The organism is Beggiatoa alba B18LD (genome assembly GCF_000245015.1).
Taxonomy (GTDB): Bacteria; Pseudomonadota; Gammaproteobacteria; order Beggiatoales; family Beggiatoaceae; genus Beggiatoa; species Beggiatoa alba.
This window is the reverse complement of sequence record NZ_JH600070.1, coordinates 1,915,965-1,935,067: the sequence shown is the minus strand read 5'-3', so window position 1 is coordinate 1,935,067 and position 19,103 is coordinate 1,915,965. Positions and strand designations below refer to the sequence as shown.

Below are 19,103 nucleotides of genomic sequence, written 5' to 3'. Positions count from 1 at the left end.
GAATAAATCTTTTAAATCCTGTCAATCCTAAGTCAGGCAAACTATATAGCCTGAGTTCGGCGAGTTTTATAAAACAAAACAGAGACCTGCTAGGTTTTCAAAACCTAGCAGGTCTTTTTTTGTCTGAATCAGAATTCACAGAATTTTCAGAATTAGCAGAATTAAAAACAATTAAAAACATAATTTTTTATTCTTTTAATTTTCTTGTCTTTTTAATTCTGAAAATTTTGATTCAGACAATCTTTTAATCCTGATTCAGACAATGTTTTAATCTTCTCTGGTTAATCCTAATTAAAAACAATAAATCAGCAAGTTACGCAGGTAAATATTGAGCCAGATTTCTATCAGGATTTAATAAGTCATTCACTAAAGCAACGATGTGAGGTGAACTGTCTTTAATATAAGGTCTTAATCGCTCCTGTAAATCTGTTGGCTTAAGATTGGCGAGTGTCCAAATCGCTGTTTCTCTTAATAATGCATCGCTTGCATTCTCAAGTACTTTACTAACAATCGGTTGTAAATTAGTGCTGGATAAATTCCCCACTGAAAAAAGGGCGCAGGCTTTTGTCCATGTACTGACGGCAATCGGTGTGCTTTCTAGTAATTCACGCAAACGTAATTCACGGCTTTTATGCGTTTGTGGAAAGAGATTATTTAAGCGGGCAAGGCGTTGCGTTGGCGTTAAATTGTCTAATAAGGGAAATATTAAGTTTTTAATATCATGGCTGATAATATTATCTAGTGCTTCTAACGCATAAGCACGTTTTTCCGTTGATTCATCACTTAATTCCCGTTGCGCTTGGAAAATCGATTTTGCTGGGTATAAATAAGCCAGTAAAAAGAAAATTAATTCCTGACTTTTTTGTATTTCATGATACAAACTTTGTACTAATAACGCGGTTGTTTTATCTATGCCCATGTCTTGAATACTGGCTAACCATAAGGTGATATGTCGCACTTCACGCTCGATAAAAAATTCAATCCGTTGTTCTTCTTCTGCACCACTGACTTGATAACCAGAGGCAACAAGCGATTTAAGCAGTTGGCAATAGACTTCTCGACGGGGCGGAGATAGCAGTAGTTTTTTAAGGAATTGAGTTGTTTCTATACCACCAATACGAGCGCACACTTTTAGGATTCTAATTTGCACAGTGTAGTTATTTTCTTGTCGGGCGAGTTCTTGTTCTAAAGTTGGCAGTGCGACTTCGCTAAATGCGACGAGTGCCACTGTTGCTGCTTCGCGGGTATCCGCATGACTGAGGTTATCTATAATCAAGGGCAATAATTTTGGATTTCTTAGCTTGCCACAAGCTGCGAGTGCTGAACGGCGGACACAGACATTATTATCATGTAACAGTTTGATAAGTGGTCGATAAAAACTAGTAATACCGACTTCTCCTAAAATATCTGCTGCTAAACAGCGGTCTTGTGCTTGTAAAGAAACCAGTAAGCCATTTAGTGTCTCGCCTGCAGCTAATACGCCATCAATTCCCCCATTTTTTAGTAAGCCAACAATCGCCCCCTTTTTAATATTAGGGTTGTTGACGTTGGTATAAGTCGCTACATGTTCAAAGGCTTCCGCGTCACTGATTGCGCAAAATGTACGAATAGCTGTACCTAACGCGGCTGTATTTTTTTCAATTAATAAGTGTTGATTAACGGTTTTTACAGCTTCGGTCACATTGTATTGTTCAATTTTCCGCAGGGCATGAATGCGTACTTCGGGCTGTGGATGGTCTAGTAGCTTGATAAAAAAGTTATTAATATTATTATGTTCCATTTCCTCTAAGGTGTTTAAGCAGTAAATAACTTCGCCAGCAAGTGGACTTTCTAAACCTTTTTGGAGAACGGCAACGCTAGAGCCATCTTCTAAGGAGAGTGATAAACCATTTAAACGGCGGTTACTGAGTGCGTTCATTAAAACGCGGGTGTAGTTTTGGCGGAGAAAAAATGCAATGGTGATCCATGCAACCAGTAAAATTAAAAAGAGCATTGCTAAATGCAAAGCGGAAAGCGTTGTGATTGTGGTAAAAAGTAGTAGGAATATCCCCGTTAGACCAATCGCCGCTGGCTCAACAATAGATTCACGTACCCCTTGAAGCCGTAACCGTTCTGCAACAGGAAAGGGTTGATAAAGAATGCGAAATGTCGGGGATTCAAATGCAGTGCGGAGGACTTCATCTAATAGCTTTGTGAGGGTGACAAGCCATAAAAACGCGCCAACCGTGCCATTTAGTACACCAATGGTGACAGATAAGCTCGTTGTTATAAAAACCATGACAGGGAGAGATAGTAATCCTACCGTTAGACCGTAGAGCGTGAGTAATCGCCCTGATAGTAAGGCACTACTGAGAAAGTTTATAAAGCCTAATAATGCGAAAAATAAACCGAAAAAGCTCGCTAGGTCTTCCTCGCGGGTGTAGTGTGCGCCCACTGTGTCATAAAAGATAAAATCGACAAAGTAGTAGCCCATAGAGGATATGGCAGAAATACAAAAGAATAAGATGACATAAGGTTCTTTAATGAGAAGACCTAAGGGTTTTCGGGCAACTTCTTCACCATTATCATTTTTTTCCGTTGTTATTAAAAAACTATCAGGGCAACTATGGGCGATATAACGCAAAATCCCCAATGCACCTGTTAAACCAATCAGCGAAATTAAAAGTAATTGTGTCGTTCCTATCCAATTGACTAAAAACGTGACTGAAGCCCCGCCTAAGATAATTGCAACAATGTCACCTGTAGAGGTTAAACCAAATAAGCGTTTGCCTTGACGGACATTAAAAATTAAGCCTGCCAATGCCCAAAACTCTAACGTTAATAATATCCAATGCACACCTTTCCAAATCATCATTGCGATAGCAAAAAAGGGAGCAATTGCGGCTATTTCTCCAAAAAGCAAGAGAGAAACATAAAAGAGGAGTAAGACTATCCAGAGTAGCCATAAGGTATAACTTAATAATTTATCAGGAGATAATTTAGCCTCTAATTTAGAATACATTACACCAAAGGCTATCGATAAACTGGCTGTTGCCATATAGACATATGGCAAATAGTGTGAGTCAAACTCTCTTAAAAAAAGTGTATTTGCTGTTGTTTCAAAAAAAACGGTTGAAACGCCCTTAAAAAAAGAATGTATCAAGAGTAAAAGTAGGGGAAACCCTTCACCAGCGCGGATATTTAAAGCATTTGCTAATACACTTTTTAGCATGGACATGCACAACCTATCGTAATGGTATAAAACGATTTAAGTATAAGAGCTGACTTAAAACTTTTTATAAATAAATTAATATAATATCAATGGTGAAATAACTCAGGAGTCAATCATCTCTCTCCATTTTTTAGGCAATTTTACCAATTTCTGCTTTTAGGCATTAGTTTTTTCTACTCACTTACGCTAAGGTTCAGATTATGAAACCAACACACCTTATTATTGCGGTTTTATTGATAATTATCGCAGGGATGGGATTTTATCAATATCATTTGTCGACTCAGATGACCGTAACGCCTACAACAACACAACTACCAAAACGGGTTATTATCGTGACCGAGGCAAGCTATCCACCGTTTAATATGTTGAATGAAAAAGGGGAAGTAGAAGGATTTGACATCGACTTAGTAAAAACACTCTGTGAACGTGCTCATCTTGAGTGTACGGTGACTGCCCAATCTTGGGATAAAATTGTGACAGGGTTACAAACAAAACAATATGATGCAATTGTAAATAGCATGTCGATTACACCTGACCGTAAACTTTTTCTTGCCTTTAGTAACCCCTATCAATCGAACACCCTCGCATTTGTTGTTCCTATAGACAGTAATATTCACAAAAATAATGAATTAAAAGGAAAAACAATTGCGGTTCAAAAAGAAACCGTCAGTGCCCATTATTTAGAACCTGCGGTTAATTTTGGCGTGTTACAGGTCAAAGTATTTGAAGAGCAACAAGCTGTTTGGGACAGTTTAATTAAACACGAGGTTGATGCTGTCTTAACGGATAAATTGCTGGCGTACACATGGTTAAAAACAGAAGCAGCAAAACCATTTCGTTTTACTGACGAGTTTATTGTCTCTGAGGACAAAATTGGGATTGCATTCCGTAAAGAAGATACCGCATTAATCGATAAATTTAATCAAGCACTTGCTGATGTCTTAAAAGATGGTACTTATAATAAATTGAATACAAAGTACTTTCCTTTCAGCATTTACTAGGTAAAAACACTTATCATTAGTTGGCTGTACGGTTACAATCTAACTGTATGGCTAACTGTCTCTTATTTGGATACTGACTAAAGCGTTATAACGGTTCTTCTTAATTGTTAGTGAATGTCCAATCATTCACGACTTGTGATAAACAGATGGGCTGAAACATTTAAATTTTGTTATTTGTATTCTATATTTAGTATTTTCAGAAGTTTCTTAACGCTATCAAATATCCTGATAACTCATTAAGCTTATTACAAGATAATACAGAATTATCATGGTAAAAATACGTTTTAAAGATAGATAAAATCAAGCCAACTTATTTTAAGATAAAGTAACTTAGTTAATTAATTTTGTTAAATAAATGTAATAAGATACATTTGTTTAATAAAGATTGATAGTATTTTACAAAATCGTTTTATTAATCACTTGATTAGTAATAATCAAATATTCTTTTAAATATGAGTAAAAAAATGTTATTGCTACATGATATTTCTATTAAAAGTAAATTACGTTTTATCATTTTGCTAACCAGTGGTTTCGTTCTTTTGCTCGCATCGACTGCTTTTATCGTTAATGAAATGCTAACGTTCCGTCGTAGCATGGTACAAGATTTGTATACCCTAGCAGACCTAGTCGGTCTCAACAGTGCGGGCGGATTATTGTTTAAAGATAATAAAGTCACACAAGAAACGCTCGAATCGCTAAAAGTTAATAAACATATTGTTTCTGCTAGTATTTTTAAAGATGATCACATTAGTTTTTCCAGTTATGCCCGCGACAATAATTCAACACAAATTACGCCAGATTTATCCGTTTTACACCGTTTAGCAAAAGACATTAATACGTCAGAAATTTATTTTTTTAAAGATGACTATGTAGAAGTTTATAAAGAAATTTTTTATGAAGGCGAAAAAATCGGTACAACTTATTTACGTTCTGATTTATTAGAACTGAATGAACGCATTAGTTGGATTGCCATGATTACCATTTTAGTATTAATGGTTTCGCTTTTATTTGCTTTTCTCCTTGCCTCGCGCTTACAACGGGTTGTGACTAAACCTATCGATAATTTGCTCCACACCATGCAAAACGTCTCGGAAAAAAATGACTATACGTTGCGAGGAGAAAAAATTAGTCATGACGAACTTGGCGAATTAGTCGATGGCTTTAATCGGATGTTACAACAAATTCAAGGTCGTAACACAGAACTTGCCAAATATCGGGAACATTTGGAGGATATGGTTATCGAGCGCACAACAGAACTTGCTGAAGCCCGTGACCAAGCCCTTGCTGCTAACAGAGCAAAAAGTATTTTTTTAGCCAATATGTCGCATGAAATCCGTACCCCCATGAATGCAATGTTAGGCTATACTCAAATTTTACAAAGAGATACAAAATTAACAGATGAGCAACGACAGTTTTTACAAACGATTTTAAACAGTGGTAATCATTTATTAGGTCTGATTAATGACATTTTAGATATTTCTAAGATTGAAGCAGGTGCAATGGAACTGCGCGAAGAAAACTTTTATCTAAATGAATTTGTTAATGATATTGCCGTCATGTTTAAAATGCGTTGTGAACAAAAACGCTTAGGTTGGCGAGTAGAAACAACCATCAGCCAAGATGTGATGGTACACGCAGATCAGGGCAAATTGCGTCAAGTATTGATTAACCTGCTAGGAAACGCCGTTAAATTTACAGATCAAGGGGAAGTTGTCCTACAAATTAATCATTTAGAAGAAGATTTTTATTGTTTCGACGTGATTGATACAGGAGCAGGGATTGATAGTAGTTCGATAGAAAATATTTTCGAACCCTTCCAGCAAGATACCGCAGGGCTAGAAAAAGGCGGAACAGGCTTAGGGTTAGCCATTACCAAACGTCAAGTTGACTTGATGAATGGAAAAGTAAGTGTTGTTTCTGAATTAGGTAAAGGTTCTACGTTTTCCGTGTATTTACCCTTACCGCAAGGGGTTGGTGATGTCTTAAAAGAAGTGGAAGAACAACGCATCAGTCATTTAGCGGAAGGTTATCATGTTATTGCATTAGTCGTTGATGATATTAAGGAAAATAGAAATATTCTCAGCTATTTCTTAACAGAAATAGGGGTAGAAGTGCATGAAGCAGTCAATGGACAAGACGCACTCGATAAAGTTGCGGCTAAAATGCCCGATATTGTTTTAATGGATATTCGAATGCCTGTCATGGATGGCATGGTTGCAATTCAACATCTTCATGAACGTTACGCAGATAAAATGCCTGTTTGTATTGCAATTTCTGCATCTACACTCCGCCATCAAACACAACCATTATTAGATGCGGGGTTTCATGATTTCATATCTAAACCCTTCCGTTTTCAAGCGATTTGTACCTGCTTAAAACGCTTTTTACAAGTCGAGTTTGAATATAAAGACATTATCGAGAACACACAAAATACTTCCGAACATCCAGCAGAACTGAATTTATCACAGGTGGTATTGTCTAAAGATATTTACCATCGTTTACAAGAAGCCGCTGAACTAAATGATTTAACCGATTTAGAACAAGTCATTGAAGAACTGAGTCTAGGAGAGAACGAAAACCATAAACAACTTGCCAAAACCTTCCAAAATTTATTAGCAAATTATGATATAGATGGCATTCTAGAACGCTTAGGAAATATTCAATATGAGTGAGCAACAGTTAGATTTAAGTAGCGCAAGAGTGCTGATGGTAGATGATACCCCCGCAAATATTGATGTACTCCGCAAAGTATTGACTCCTGAAGGATACAAATTATATTTTGCCAATAATGGTGAAAAAGCCTTACAAATTGCTGAAAAAGCCTTACCCGATTTAATTCTATTAGATGTGATGATGCCGGGGGGCATCGATGGTTTTACCACCTGCACGTACTTAAAACAAAAGCCCGCAACTGCCCATATTCCTGTCATTTTTATTACCGCTAAAACAGATACACAAGACATGATTGAAGGATTTCGTGTTGGGGCGGTGGATTACATTACGAAGCCTTTTCGTCAAGAAGAAGTCTGCGTTCGTGTTCGCACACACTTACAAACTCGTATCTTAATGTATCAACGGGATAAACTGATACAAGATTTAAAAACCAGTGAAGAACGTTTCCGCTTATTGGCAATGTGGTCGCCTGCGGGTATTTTTCAGGCGGATTTAACAGGAAAATTTACTTATACCAATCAACGTTGGCAATCTATTTTTAACGTTAAAACGCATGATACAGAGGAATGGTTAGCGGTTTTTTTACCAGACAGCCGCGTAAATTTTAAAAGTGCATGGCAAAGCTTTTTAGAAAACCCCGAGCACACAAAAAAATTTATGCATAAATGTGCATTACAAATTGCTGATAATAGTCGGTGGGTACAAATTATTGCAAATCCGTTAGTGCAAGATGGCAAATTAGTGGGTTATGTTGGGTCTATTGAAGATATTACGGATTTTAAATCACGTGAAGAACAAATGCGTTTAGCGCAAGAATCGGCAGAAGAAAAAGCCCAAGCCCGTGCGGAATTTTTAGCGGGGATGACCCATGAATTACGCACCCCACTGAATGCCATTATTGGCTATAGCGAAATGTTGTTAGAAGAAGCAGACGCAAAAGAAGATGGAGAAGATTTAGAAAAAATTACTTCTGCCAGCAAATATTTATTAAATCTTATCAATAATGTACTTGACCTCTCCAAGTTAGAAGCAAATAAAATGACGGCGAGTTTAACGCAAGTTGATATCGTGCATTTAGTCAAAGATGTCGTTTCTACCATTAGCCCTTTAGTGACAAAAAATCAAAATACCTTATCAGTTGAAATTCACCCTGATATTAAAGAGATATATGTAGATGATACAAAACTAAGGCAGGTACTTTATAACCTTTTGAGTAACGCCTGCAAATTTACCAAAGCAGGTACAATTCACCTACATGTATATCCTGATAAATGGAATGAACAGCCAAGTACCTGTTTTGCTGTAACTGATACAGGCATAGGCATGACCGAAGAACAGCTAAAACGCCTATTTAATAAATATGCACAAGCAACAGATAATACCGCCAGCCAATACGGCGGTACGGGTTTAGGTCTTGTATTAAGTCAACAATTTTGCCGTTTACTTGGTGGTGAAATTACCGTCCACAGTGAAGAAAATAAAGGCAGCACATTTACCGCCATTATTCCTGAACAAACTCCCGCACATCCTTAACATTTACTAGTTTTCCTACAAAGTAACCTGAGTTTGGCGAGTTTCTTTAAGAAAAGATAACGGCTTGTCTGAATCAGAATTCACAGGATTTTCAGGGTTAAAAAGCGTCATTCACCTTAACTTTTTGGTTTGAGGGTTTTAACCTGAGTTCGGCAAGATTTATAAAATAAAACAGAGACTTGCTAGGTTTTCAAAACCTAGCAGGTCTGTCGGAACACGCGAAAAGGGTTGAAGGACTGACAGAAATTATTCTCTTGTTTTTCATCGGAATTCACCAGACAAGATTAAAACATTGTCTGAATCAAGATTTTCAGAATTAACAGAATTTAAAACCCTAAAACCAAAAATTTAAGGTGAATAACGCTTTTTAATTCTGCTAATTCTGAAAATTCTGTGAATTCTGATTCAGACAAGCTGTTGTCTTTTTAAAAGAAACTTGCCGAACTCAGGTTAACCGTACCATAAAGTGATTTAAATCTAGGACTGGCAGTCCTTCATGTCGTTTTATAATACGTTTGCTATATCAATTATCTCGCCGTACTCGGGTTAATACTTGAATGTCTAACCTCTAATTCAGACTGGTTAAGTAATTCGGCTAGCAATAAATTGGCGACAGCGTTCTGAACGGGGTGCGTAAAATACTGCTTGAGGCGTGCCTTGTTCTTCAATAATCCCTTGATGTAAAAAAAGTACTTGTGAAGAAACTTCTCGCGCAAATCCCATTTCGTGGGTAACTATCACCATCGTGCGCCCTTCTGCGGCTAGTTCTGTCATAACTTTTAAAACATCGCCCACTAATTCAGGGTCTAAGGCTGAAGTGGGTTCATCAAATAACATCACGTCGGGATTCATTGCAAGGGCGCGGGCAATGGCGGCTCGTTGTTGTTGTCCACCTGATAAGCGGAGCGGGTACTCGTGTTTACGGGCGTATAAGCCGACTTTTTCTAACAGTTGTTCTGCCTGTTCTATCGCTATTTGGCGGGGGATACGTAATACATGGATAGGGGCTTCTATGATATTTTCTAATAGGGTGAGGTGTGACCAGAGGTTAAAACTTTGAAAAACCATGCTAAGGCGGGCGCGAATGCGTTCCACTTGTCGCGGATTGCTGGGTTTTAGCGAGCCATCGCGTTGTGGGCTTAAGTTGAGTGTTTCACCATGTACAATAATTTCCCCTTGGTTGGGGATTTCTAATAAGTTGATACAGCGTAAAAATGTGCTTTTCCCAGAGCCTGACGAGCCTATCATCGAAATCACATCGCCTTTTTGTGCGGTGAGTGACACGCCTTTGAGCACTTCTAATGTACCGAAACGTTTATGTAAGTTGTTGACGATTAGAGCAGGAACATCGCAAGCATTGGGATGATTTATCATGTGTTTGTCTTGTGGGTGCGCAAACAGTAATGGCAGTTTTAGCGGTCTAACTCATCTAAGTCTAAGAGTTTGCGTGAAATCGTGTTAGATAAAACGTGCATTTCTGTGACTAATTTATGCACTCCGTCCATATCGCCTACTTTTTTTAAGTCTAGGGCTTGCTTGCTGATTTGGTGAAAGCGTTCATGGGGTTCAAATAGGCTGGAGAATATCTCTTTTGCTATGGGGTTGTTCAGTTGAGAAACTTCGTTATCTCCATCACCGTATAACCATTTTCCTAATTTGCAGTCATGGCAATCAGTGCCTTGAAAATCTCCTTTATCGCTTAAAGTCGCATCGATTTTTTTTAAGTATTGGATGTGGTCATTCAAGCGCATAAGAAAAAATGCTTTACTTGCCATGGTGTATCCTTTCGCAGTGGTTAAGGGCTGTTATCTTGCGCACGTAAACAGGGGTCAAGGGAAAACATGAGGGATTGTAGTAGTAAAGAAACATCTCGTTTTGAGCGCGCATCTACATCAAATAATGGGGGCTTTATATTAAATTTTTTTAGTCGCTCATGATAGTCTGTAATGCGTGGATAGGCATTTACATCCATACGAGTAATGCCAATGGCGACTTTGGTGTTGTGGATAAATTCATTAAACTTACTTACAAAAAATTCTAGGTCGTCTAAGGGATTTATCCGTGCATTATCAATGAGTATGATAAGCCCTAATCCGCCTTCTGTCAGTATGTCCCACATAAAGTCAAAGCGTTCTTGCCCCGGTGTTCCATAAAGGTGAATTTTGTCTTGATTGGGCAGGCGAATAACGCCGTAATCGAGTGCGACGGTAATCGTTTGTTTATAGCGGTGTCCTTCGTTACGTTCTTGGGCTTTTGCTTCGGTGGTAACGACGGGAATGTCACTGAGTGCCGCAATTGCGGTGGATTTGCCCGCCCCTGAAGGACCTGTGAAGATTAATTTATAGTTGCTCATGAACGTGTCTCCACTGGTTAGAATTTACCGCGTAAATGTGAAAGAACACGTTGAAATAACCCTCTTTTTTCATAGGATTGTTCTTGTTCATCACGGATAGATTCTTGTAATTTTTCTTGTGTTGTGAGTTTGAGCGTCGTTGCTGCACTGTAAAATGCGAATACGTAGCGTTGGCGGATATTGAGTAATTGAGCCGTTGTCAGGAGTGGGTAAGCGCGACTTGTCCACAATGCGGCAATTTCCATGGCATGGGGCGTTAGTTCTAAGCGGGTGAAATTGGGCCAATGGGTTAAAGACACGGCTTTTTGTAAATCTGTTCCCGTTGGTAAGCGTCCGCGTGCTGTCCATAAAGTTATTTTCCAGAGAAAACTTTCAATACTTTGGCGGTTAAAATGTTGGTGACTAATTAGTTTTTTTAGTTCTTCTTGTGCAATGGGCGTAATTTTTAAGCGCGTTGTGTTGCTCAATGGCATTAAGGTCATGGTGCGTAATTTACTTTCTGTAAAATTTTGCCCAAATAAAATGATGGATTCATTGGCTAACATAAGAATCGGTTCTGCAAACCCTTGTAGTAACATAGCAGGGCTTTCATGTTGTTGTGTTTGTAAAAACGCTTTTTCAAAGAAGCCTTGTAGATAATCTTGTGGATTGTAATAGGCGCGTTGTTGGCTTTCTGGGTCATTGGGGTCTATGTCTTTTGAGTGACCACAGAGAATATGCAGTTGTTCTTCTTCTTGTTCTAATGCTAAGGTGCTGGCTAAACGCACGTCATATTCTTTTTGTGTTGCGACAATAGGCGCAAAGTTTGTCGCTGTTGTCTTAGGTAAAGACAGCGATAATTGTTTCAATTGTGCAAGTGCTGTCAATAATTTGTCGACTTCAATGGGTTTTTTGACAAAGCAACAGGCTTTATCTAAGGTTGCAGGTTGTTGTAGTGCAACGATAATAGTAGGTAAGAGGGGAGTTTGTTGACGATATTCTTTCCAAACGTTATCAGCATTTAGACAGTCCTTATCAAAAATGCCTGCTTCTGCAAGATTCAAATCATCAACTAAAGTATATTGTCCTCGTCCTGGCCCTTTGAACACCAGCTCAAGTAAATGACGCGCCTGTTTATCCATTCCTACTGTGGCAATTTGTAAGGAATTATGAGTTGTTTGGTGCATTGTTGGCGAAGGGGAGGCATGTAATAACGCGGTCATAGTAGGTTATCCATACGCTCGTCAAATAGTGGAAAAGTTCTTATATTCTGAACAGCTAAAAACATGCCAGTCTGTTTTATTGGGTTTTTTCTTTTATTTATAATAAGGTTCAAGTGATAACAGTAAGTTCGCTTAAATGCAAGTGACAACGTTGTAAAACTAACTGTTTAACACGACCACTGTTTTTTAGACTAACCTTGAGTTCCGCGAGCTTCTTTTAAAAAGACAATATAGTAAACGCACTATAAAACGATGCGGAGGACTAGTAGTCCTGTGAGGGCTGCTAGTCCTATTTTAACCTGAGTTCGGCGATATTTATAAAATAAAACAGAGACCTGCTAGGTTTTTAAAACCTAGCAGGTCTGTCAGAACACGCGAAAAGGTTTGAAGGACTGGCAGAGATTATTCTCTTGTTTTTCATCAAGATTCATCAGACCAGATTAAAACATTGTCTGAATCAGGATTAACAAGATTTATAGTAACCGTACCATAAAGTGATTTAAATCTAGGACTGGCAGTCCTGTGAGGACTGCCAGTCCTTCATGTCGTTTTATAATACGTTTGCTATAAAACCCTTAAACCAAAAAGTCAGGTGAATCACGCTTTTTAATCCTGAAAATCCTGTGAATCCTGATTCAGACAAACTGTTGTCTTTTTAAAAGAAACTCGCCGAACTCAGGTTATTTTATTGAGGAGTATGATGGGGGGAAAATATTGAAATACGGATGGTTTTATCGTTGATATTGTGACGATGGGAGTGCGAAATATCCTACTTCTAACGGGTGGCAGGTTCAAAGAAGAACCTAGCAACACTCGTCAGATTTTTTAATCATTACTGTTGGTCTAACTTAACTTGTCTAATTCTAATAGTTTTGTGGTCAAGGTATTAGACAGTACGTGCATCTCTGTCATTGCTGCTTGCGCACCTGCGTCATCACCTGATTGCTTACAGGATAATGCTCTATGCCCAGCGGCATGAAATTTTTCGTGTGGTTCTAACATACTGTCATAAATTGTTTTCGCCTTATCTTTTTCTTGTAAACTGGCGATTTCATTAAGTGCTTCACCATAAATCCATTTACCTAACTTACAGTCTTGGTGGGTCATGCCTGCAAAATCACTTTCACCTTTTAATGCAGCATCCATTTTCCGTAAGTATTGTATATGGTCGTTTAGCCTGAGCATAAAAAATGCTTTATTCGCCATCAGCATAACTCCATTTTAGCATCAATGTTTTCTTATCATGCCTTACATGATTTTGCTAATTGATGCAGCAGCACGTTTGACATCTAAGAAAATTAAGCCCAATTTAGCCGTTGGTTTAGCGACAACAGAGACGACCGTATCAGGGCCCGCATGGGTTAATAAGACATATCCTTTATCACCTTTGATTAGTACTTGTTCTAACTCACCTCTACCTAATTCATGGGCGGTACGATCACCTAATGACAACATAGCAGCCGCCATTGCACCAACACGATCTTCGTCCATCGTACTAGGAAGCATTGCGGACATAATTAATCCGTCCGTAGAGATAACAGCCGATGCTTCGATATCCGCTGATGTGCCGTTTAGTTCGCTTAAAATTGAACGAAGCATTTCTTCACGCATTGCATACTCCTTAAGGTATATAAGATTTCCTAATCAACCAATAAATCATGCTAAGTGCTGATTTTGCAGTTAGTGTTGATGCGACATCATGCCATTGTTACCGTCATCAAAGCTATCGAATATCGCTTTCAAAGCCCATTATAGTACGGTATTTGTTAGAAATGTGTAGAGTTTGCGTGTGTTAGAATTTGCTAAAATACTAACGTACTTTATTTAATTAAACAAAGTTTTTTTAAAGTACAAACTCATAGCAAATTGGTTCTTTAGATAAAGTTTTTGGTAGTGCTAAACAGGTAAGGATGAGTTGTAATGATCAATGAAAAAAATGATAGCTCCCACGTGATTTTGCAATTTCTTAGAGAAGGATAACGTTTTGCGAACTAAGCGACTGACTCGCTGTCTCAATGTGTTAAATCGTTCTATATGATTAGTTAAACCTGTCTCCTTCCCAACCGTTCGGTGACGTTTACTGGGTAATACCCCTTTATACGCCTCCCAAAAATCCGTATAACACACTGCACATTGACGATAAACGCCTAGAAGGGATTTCCATCATGCTGACGCACCACTCTTATCTCGTTTTCCAACCACTTCTCTTTCACGACGCTTACCCACGAATGACCTCATCGCACTCTAATTGCAACGCTCCTTCGGTTCACATAACGTTGTAGCCATGTCCCTGAAATGCCTGCAAGGGAGAGTTTTTCTTTTAACAATCTCTCTACCTGTTCCTAGCTCTCTTGGCTGATTCGCTTTGGGTTGGCATTTTCTACAAATTGGCGACCACACCCACGACATTTGTCGTTTTGTTTGCCTAAATGCGTTTTTCCCTTTTTAATCACATGAGGACTTTGACATTCGGGACAATCTGGCATTTTGCGTTTTGCGTTCTCTTTTTCTGGGAGGTTCTTTATATCCTATCAACCTTACCTGTTTAGCACTATCAACGTTTTAACTCAGGTAGTAAATGGGGTTGTATGGTTTGCAAAATCCCTTTAAAAATTTTGGGACTCCCTGCCACAATATTACCTGTTTTAAAATAGTTAAACCCGCCACTAAAATCGCTTAATAATCCCCCCGCCTCTTCTACTAATAAAACGCCTGCGGCAATATCCCATTCTTGCAAGCCAATTTCCCAAAATCCATCTAAACGACCACAGGCAACATAGGCAAGGTCTAGCGCGGCAGAACCTGCACGGCGAACATCGGAAACCATTGGAAACAAGGCGCGAAAAGTTGCCATATAACTGTCGATATAGAGCGGATATTTAAATGGAAATCCTGTTCCAACTAACGCATCGTCTAAATTGGCTAGTGATGAAACACGAATTCGACGGTCATTTAAAAATGCTCCTGCACCGCGAGAAGCGGTAAAAATTTCTTGTCGTAAAGGGTCATAAACAACGCCCTGTTCAATACGTCCTTGATAACGTAGGGCAATGGAGACTGCAAAATGAGGCGAGCCGTGTAAAAAATTACTAGTCCCATCTAAAGGGTCAATAATCCATTCATAATCGCTATTTTTGGGGTTAGTTTGTAATCCACTTTCTTCAGCAAGAATCGTATGTTCGGGGTATGCGCGTTGTAGCGTTTCGATAATGATGGCTTCGGCTTGTTTGTCTATGTTGCTAACAAAATCCCCCTTGCCTTTACGATCTACAGTGTAGTTTGAGCCTTGTTCTCGAGCGCGAACCATCAGCGCACCAGCAAGGCGGGCGGCTTTGATAGCAGTATTTAACATGGGGTGCATAACAGCGAATTTCCTTTAACAGCTTATTGAATGTGGGCAAGTACAAATTGGGTGATTTCTTGTAAAACGGTTGCGATGGCTTGATTCATCGCTTTTGCGCCCCCATCGGCATCAGGTGTATTGGTGGGGGCGACTGCTTCAAAAACACGGGTTGCAATAATTTGTTGATGTTCCATGTTAAGCAGTTGTGCTCGTAGCATAAAACGCACTTGATTGTTTGGGCTTAAAAATTCTTGTTGAATACGTAAAATTTCAGTATCTAAGCGGTATTCACCGAGCATAGAGGCTGTGGAGGCGGATAAAACCGCACCGAATTTGCCCGTTGCTTCTAATCGATTGACAAGTAGTGGCAATAACATGCGGGCAGGTGTATCAACCCATTGAGTATGGTTATAAGTTTCTAAGGTTGCAGGAGTACGGATGTAAGTTTGTTCAACACGGTCATAGCCTGAAGTGGCTTGTGGCATAGAGACTAATAGGGTTTTGCCTGTTTCTGTGAGGGTGATTGTTTGTAATGGCAAATCAAAGAAGTAGTTTTGAACGGGGATATCTTCTTTTCTCAGGGGATTACATGCGCTGATGCTGAATAATAATAGGTAGATTATCCCATGATAAGTCTTCATTTTTCTCCGGGTCCTCGTGCAGATTTAGATTTTCCAAAGAAAATAATGTTTGGATTACGTTCTAATTCACGACTAAGCCCGCGTAAATTAGCAATCAGTTCGCGTAATTCTCGTAATGTGTTATTGACTTCGGGAAGGGTTTGTTGCGTAAAGCTATCAATACCGCGTTTACTTTGATTGACCGTGATTTCTACCCCTTGCGCGGCTTTAGCGATAGCTTGAGTTGTTTTGCCAATGTCTGAACGGCTTGCGTCAACAACGGTATTGATAGTATTGGCTGTTTTGGTGAATTGTTGCGCAGTTTGTTCTAAAGAACTCAAGGTTTTTGCCAATTGATTAAGCAGATTAGGCAAGTCTTTAGTCACTTGTGCACTATTTTCTAAGGTGTTGTGTGCTGAGACTAGGGTATTATCGATTAAAGTGGAACGATTGGCTAAGGTATGAGTCAGCGTTTCTATATTTTGTAGTGTCTTAGCAATCATCGTGCGGTTCTGTTGAGAAAAAACATCATCAACAGAGGTCGTTAGATTTTTAATATCAGCAAGTATCCCATCCGTTGCAGTCGACACTTTATTGAGATTACCCATTAATTCTGAAACAGCTGTATCGAGACGGACGAGCAAAGAGGGTTTAGTTTTTAACTCAGGGTATTCATCACCGATATCGGGTTCTTTTGATAAAAACTCTCCTGTTCCACCTGTTAACTCTATGTATGCAAGTCCTGTTAAACCTTGGGATGAAAGTGTCGCCGTTGTATCTTGACGAATAGGGGTCGACCATTCAATTTTAAGCAGGACTTGGACTTCATCAGGGCGATTAGGGTCTAGGCTGATATGGTGAACATAACCCACCTCTACCCCTTTGTATTTTACGGGAGATTTAACATTTAACCCTGAAACGGATTCATGGATATAAATTTGATAAGTGATATAAACCTTTTCTTCTGTACCGACCGTTAACCAGAGTACAGACGCTATCATGACAATACTCAGGATAATCACGAATAAGCCGACAAGGGCATAATTAGCTTTGTTGTCCATTGTATAGATATATTTCTTAATGAAAGCAGTAGATTATTTTTTGTGTAATCGCGCTTTCATTTCAGCAAGTTCTAATTGATATCCCCCTGAGAGAATGGGGAAGCGACACCAACTGCGCGGATCTAAGTTTTCATCATCTAAATGAAAGCTCGGCGCGTAGCGTTCCCTTTTCCATTGATTTCGACTCCACAGGGTAAAAAAACGTTCTACCCATGTCAAAAGTTGTGTTTCTTGATAATCAGGGAAACGAGTACGCAATAATTGAAAAATTTCTCGCGGAGTTTGTCTATCACGTATCGCAGCTTTTTCAATCACATTCAGTAGATTATACGGCATTAAATCCTCTTCATCCGTTTGCTGCTGTTTTCCTTGCGTATTCGGACGTAACTCTGCTGTTGGGGCTTGTTGATTAACCAATGCAAGCGCGGGAATTGCGCCTAAACTGATAGCCCCCTCGTGTTCTAACCAACGTAACCAATGGCGGAGGAAATCTTTATCAATCCCTGCCAATGGGCTTAAACCGCCCGCCGTATCCCCGTCCATTGTGGCATAACCGAGTGCGACTTCTGAACGATTACTGGTTGCGAGTAATAAGGCATTACGAATATTGGCAATTAACCAAACACTAGGGGCGCGAGTGCGGGCTTGAATATTTTGCAAGGCTAAATCATCTTTTTCCCATGTTAAATCATAGCGCGTCGCCGTACTGACAATTTCCATATAGGCTTTAACCAGTTTATTAATATTCAACTCTAAATAATCTGCACCAAGTGCTTGCGCCAATGTTGCAGCCGCTTGGCGGGTTATTTGCGTTGAATTTTCTGTTGCCTGATAAACACAAGTCAGTAATTGTTTAACCATATCGCCAATGGTTGTTTGCGGTAAGGTTTTAATATAAGGCAATTTATTACAAAATCCGCGCACGCCTAACTCTTCTAGCCCTAACGCCACCATTAAGCGCACTAAACAAGCAATAGCAGAAGAATCCGCCCCACCGCTAAGGGACACGACAAAACCATGAGAACGACTTTTACGTAAATAATCGAATAAGCCTAAACTAACCGCCCGTGTAAATTCTTCCTCTTTCAAAGTCGGGCTTGATTCCCATGATGGCTGTTGTGTTGTTCCGCCTTGAGTTGGTAAATATTCAGGATAATTAAACGGGACATAAATACGGGTGTCCAAATTGGGAACACAATCGCCCGTTCGTGCTTGCGAAATACGGGTTAAATCGACATCAACCAATGCACTAATTAATTGCAAATTAGCAAAACTAAAGCGTTTACTGGTTGCTAATAACTGCCCCCCTGTTGCGATTAAACAATCGCCGTCATAAATTGCCCGTCCCGCCTCGTTCCCCAACAAATTGGCATAAACATAACTGACACTAAACGCCCGCGACCCTTCTAAAACAAAACGCTCTCTAACAGCATGTTTATCAAAAGCAAAATGACTCGCACTGGGATTTAAAATAATATCCACGCCTTTCTGCGCAAGCCGAATACCAGGACGATTAGCAACCCAAGCCTCTTCACAAATTTCAAAACCAATCCGCACGCCACCACAATTAAAATAAATATCGCCTAATGGGTAACGTTTGCCCTGTAACTCGATTTCAACATAAACACCAGATGTCCAAGGCTTAAACCAACGGGGTTCATAATGAATCCCATCCCCTGCTAAAAATTGTTTTGCGACAAAACCACAAATCTCACCATTCACCAATAAACAAACCGCATTATAAATACGATTTTGATAATTAATCGGCAAACCAACCGCAACCACCATTTCTTTTGTATGGGGGACTATTCGATGCAACACCTGCTGAGATTCAATCAACGTATTCGGAGATAAAAACGCATCTTCACAACCATAACCACTGATACACAACTCAGGTAAACATAAAATACTCACTTTTTGCGCCCGTGCTGCCTCAATCGCCGCAAGGATATTTTGTTGATTCCCTATCCAATCTAAAGGCGTTTGATTCAGTGCGGCTGCACCCACTTTGATGTATTTCATGCCCGATATCCCTAGTCTTTAGTCGCGCAGACTTCAAATCCTGTTTTAATTTCCAAAACTAAAACAACAGATTGATATTGGAAA

At 39.3% G+C, this 19,103-nt stretch carries 14 protein-coding genes and 1 pseudogene; 3 read left to right on the top strand and 12 right to left on the bottom strand.

Annotated features, from left to right (window positions below):
• Positions 1-313: 313 nt before the first annotated feature.
• Complete coding sequence (locus BEGALDRAFT_RS07865) at positions 314-3,217, bottom strand: HEAT repeat domain-containing protein (RefSeq protein WP_002685452.1); 2,904 nt, start codon at positions 3,215-3,217, stop codon at positions 314-316.
• A 194-nt stretch (positions 3,218-3,411) separates the two neighbouring features.
• On the opposite strand from BEGALDRAFT_RS07865, the gene BEGALDRAFT_RS07860 reads away from it, so the two are divergent.
• From BEGALDRAFT_RS07860 to BEGALDRAFT_RS07850, 3 genes are all read left to right on the top strand, one after another.
• The gene (locus BEGALDRAFT_RS07860) at positions 3,412-4,212 is read left to right on the top strand and encodes a transporter substrate-binding domain-containing protein (RefSeq protein ID WP_002685451.1); all 801 of its coding nucleotides are present in this window, start codon (positions 3,412-3,414) and stop codon (positions 4,210-4,212) included.
• 464 nt (positions 4,213-4,676) lie between these two features.
• Positions 4,677-6,884, top strand: coding sequence for an ATP-binding protein (locus BEGALDRAFT_RS18135; protein ID WP_002685449.1), 2,208 nt, complete (start codon positions 4,677-4,679; stop codon positions 6,882-6,884).
• Complete coding sequence (locus BEGALDRAFT_RS07850; RefSeq protein WP_002685447.1) at positions 6,877-8,418, top strand: response regulator; 1,542 nt, start codon at positions 6,877-6,879, stop codon at positions 8,416-8,418. The genes BEGALDRAFT_RS18135 and BEGALDRAFT_RS07850 overlap by 8 nt, the downstream gene beginning before the upstream one ends.
• 582 nt (positions 8,419-9,000) lie before the next feature.
• Here the strand turns inward: BEGALDRAFT_RS07850 and BEGALDRAFT_RS07845 are convergent.
• From BEGALDRAFT_RS07845 to nadE, 11 genes and pseudogenes are all read right to left on the bottom strand, one after another.
• On the bottom strand, positions 9,001-9,792 hold the full coding sequence (locus BEGALDRAFT_RS07845) for an ABC transporter ATP-binding protein (RefSeq protein WP_002685445.1): 792 nt from the start codon (positions 9,790-9,792) through the stop codon (positions 9,001-9,003).
• 38 nt (positions 9,793-9,830) lie between these two features.
• Positions 9,831-10,193: a CZB domain-containing protein gene (locus tag BEGALDRAFT_RS07840; protein WP_002685443.1), complete on the bottom strand. Its 363-nt coding sequence runs from the start codon at positions 10,191-10,193 to the stop codon at positions 9,831-9,833.
• A gap of 20 nt (positions 10,194-10,213) precedes the next feature.
• Positions 10,214-10,771 carry a GTP-binding protein gene (locus BEGALDRAFT_RS07835; protein ID WP_002685441.1) on the bottom strand — a complete coding sequence of 186 codons (558 nt, stop codon included), beginning with the start codon at positions 10,769-10,771 and terminating at the stop codon, positions 10,214-10,216.
• Positions 10,772-10,788: 17 nt separating this feature from the next.
• Positions 10,789-11,973, bottom strand: coding sequence for a hypothetical protein (locus BEGALDRAFT_RS18130; RefSeq protein WP_002685440.1), 1,185 nt, complete (start codon positions 11,971-11,973; stop codon positions 10,789-10,791).
• Positions 11,974-12,816: 843 nt separating this feature from the next.
• Entirely contained in the window at positions 12,817-13,179 is a 363-nt protein-coding gene (locus tag BEGALDRAFT_RS07825; RefSeq protein WP_002685438.1) for a CZB domain-containing protein, read from the bottom strand.
• A gap of 42 nt (positions 13,180-13,221) precedes the next feature.
• Entirely contained in the window at positions 13,222-13,584 is a 363-nt protein-coding gene (locus BEGALDRAFT_RS07820) for a roadblock/LC7 domain-containing protein (RefSeq protein WP_002685436.1), read from the bottom strand.
• 285 nt (positions 13,585-13,869) lie between these two features.
• Positions 13,870-14,459: pseudogene (locus BEGALDRAFT_RS18760) on the bottom strand (IS1 family transposase).
• Between the two features lie 68 nt (positions 14,460-14,527).
• Positions 14,528-15,334 carry an inositol monophosphatase family protein gene (locus BEGALDRAFT_RS07815; protein WP_002685434.1) on the bottom strand — a complete coding sequence of 269 codons (807 nt, stop codon included), beginning with the start codon at positions 15,332-15,334 and terminating at the stop codon, positions 14,528-14,530.
• Between the two features lie 23 nt (positions 15,335-15,357).
• The gene (locus tag BEGALDRAFT_RS07810; RefSeq protein WP_002685432.1) at positions 15,358-15,957 is read right to left on the bottom strand and encodes an ABC-type transport auxiliary lipoprotein family protein; all 600 of its coding nucleotides are present in this window, start codon (positions 15,955-15,957) and stop codon (positions 15,358-15,360) included.
• Entirely contained in the window at positions 15,954-16,997 is a 1,044-nt protein-coding gene (locus tag BEGALDRAFT_RS07805; RefSeq protein ID WP_002685430.1) for an MlaD family protein, read from the bottom strand. Before BEGALDRAFT_RS07805 ends, BEGALDRAFT_RS07810 begins: the two co-directional genes overlap by 4 nt.
• A 33-nt stretch (positions 16,998-17,030) precedes the next feature.
• Positions 17,031-19,019: an NAD(+) synthase gene (gene nadE, locus BEGALDRAFT_RS07800; protein ID WP_002685424.1), complete on the bottom strand. Its 1,989-nt coding sequence runs from the start codon at positions 19,017-19,019 to the stop codon at positions 17,031-17,033.
• Positions 19,020-19,103: the final 84 nt, after the last annotated feature.

Excerpts from the sequence above, each read along its gene's own strand:
- BEGALDRAFT_RS07865 (WP_002685452.1), bottom strand. The coding sequence starts at position 3,217 with ATGTCCATGCTAAAAAGTGTATTAGCAAATGCTTTAAATATCCGCGCT.
- BEGALDRAFT_RS07860 (WP_002685451.1), top strand. The coding sequence starts at position 3,412 with ATGAAACCAACACACCTTATTATTGCGGTTTTATTGATAATTATCGCA.
- BEGALDRAFT_RS18135 (WP_002685449.1), top strand. The coding sequence starts at position 4,677 with ATGTTATTGCTACATGATATTTCTATTAAAAGTAAATTACGTTTTATC.
- BEGALDRAFT_RS07850 (WP_002685447.1), top strand. The coding sequence starts at position 6,877 with ATGAGTGAGCAACAGTTAGATTTAAGTAGCGCAAGAGTGCTGATGGTA.
- BEGALDRAFT_RS07845 (WP_002685445.1), bottom strand. The coding sequence starts at position 9,792 with ATGATAAATCATCCCAATGCTTGCGATGTTCCTGCTCTAATCGTCAAC.
- BEGALDRAFT_RS07840 (WP_002685443.1), bottom strand. The coding sequence starts at position 10,193 with ATGGCAAGTAAAGCATTTTTTCTTATGCGCTTGAATGACCACATCCAA.
- BEGALDRAFT_RS07835 (WP_002685441.1), bottom strand. The coding sequence starts at position 10,771 with ATGAGCAACTATAAATTAATCTTCACAGGTCCTTCAGGGGCGGGCAAA.
- BEGALDRAFT_RS18130 (WP_002685440.1), bottom strand. The coding sequence starts at position 11,973 with ATGACCGCGTTATTACATGCCTCCCCTTCGCCAACAATGCACCAAACA.
- BEGALDRAFT_RS07825 (WP_002685438.1), bottom strand. The coding sequence starts at position 13,179 with ATGGCGAATAAAGCATTTTTTATGCTCAGGCTAAACGACCATATACAA.
- BEGALDRAFT_RS07820 (WP_002685436.1), bottom strand. The coding sequence starts at position 13,584 with ATGCGTGAAGAAATGCTTCGTTCAATTTTAAGCGAACTAAACGGCACA.
- BEGALDRAFT_RS07815 (WP_002685434.1), bottom strand. The coding sequence starts at position 15,334 with ATGCACCCCATGTTAAATACTGCTATCAAAGCCGCCCGCCTTGCTGGT.
- BEGALDRAFT_RS07810 (WP_002685432.1), bottom strand. The coding sequence starts at position 15,957 with ATGAAGACTTATCATGGGATAATCTACCTATTATTATTCAGCATCAGC.
- BEGALDRAFT_RS07805 (WP_002685430.1), bottom strand. The coding sequence starts at position 16,997 with ATGGACAACAAAGCTAATTATGCCCTTGTCGGCTTATTCGTGATTATC.
- nadE (WP_002685424.1), bottom strand. The coding sequence starts at position 19,019 with ATGAAATACATCAAAGTGGGTGCAGCCGCACTGAATCAAACGCCTTTA.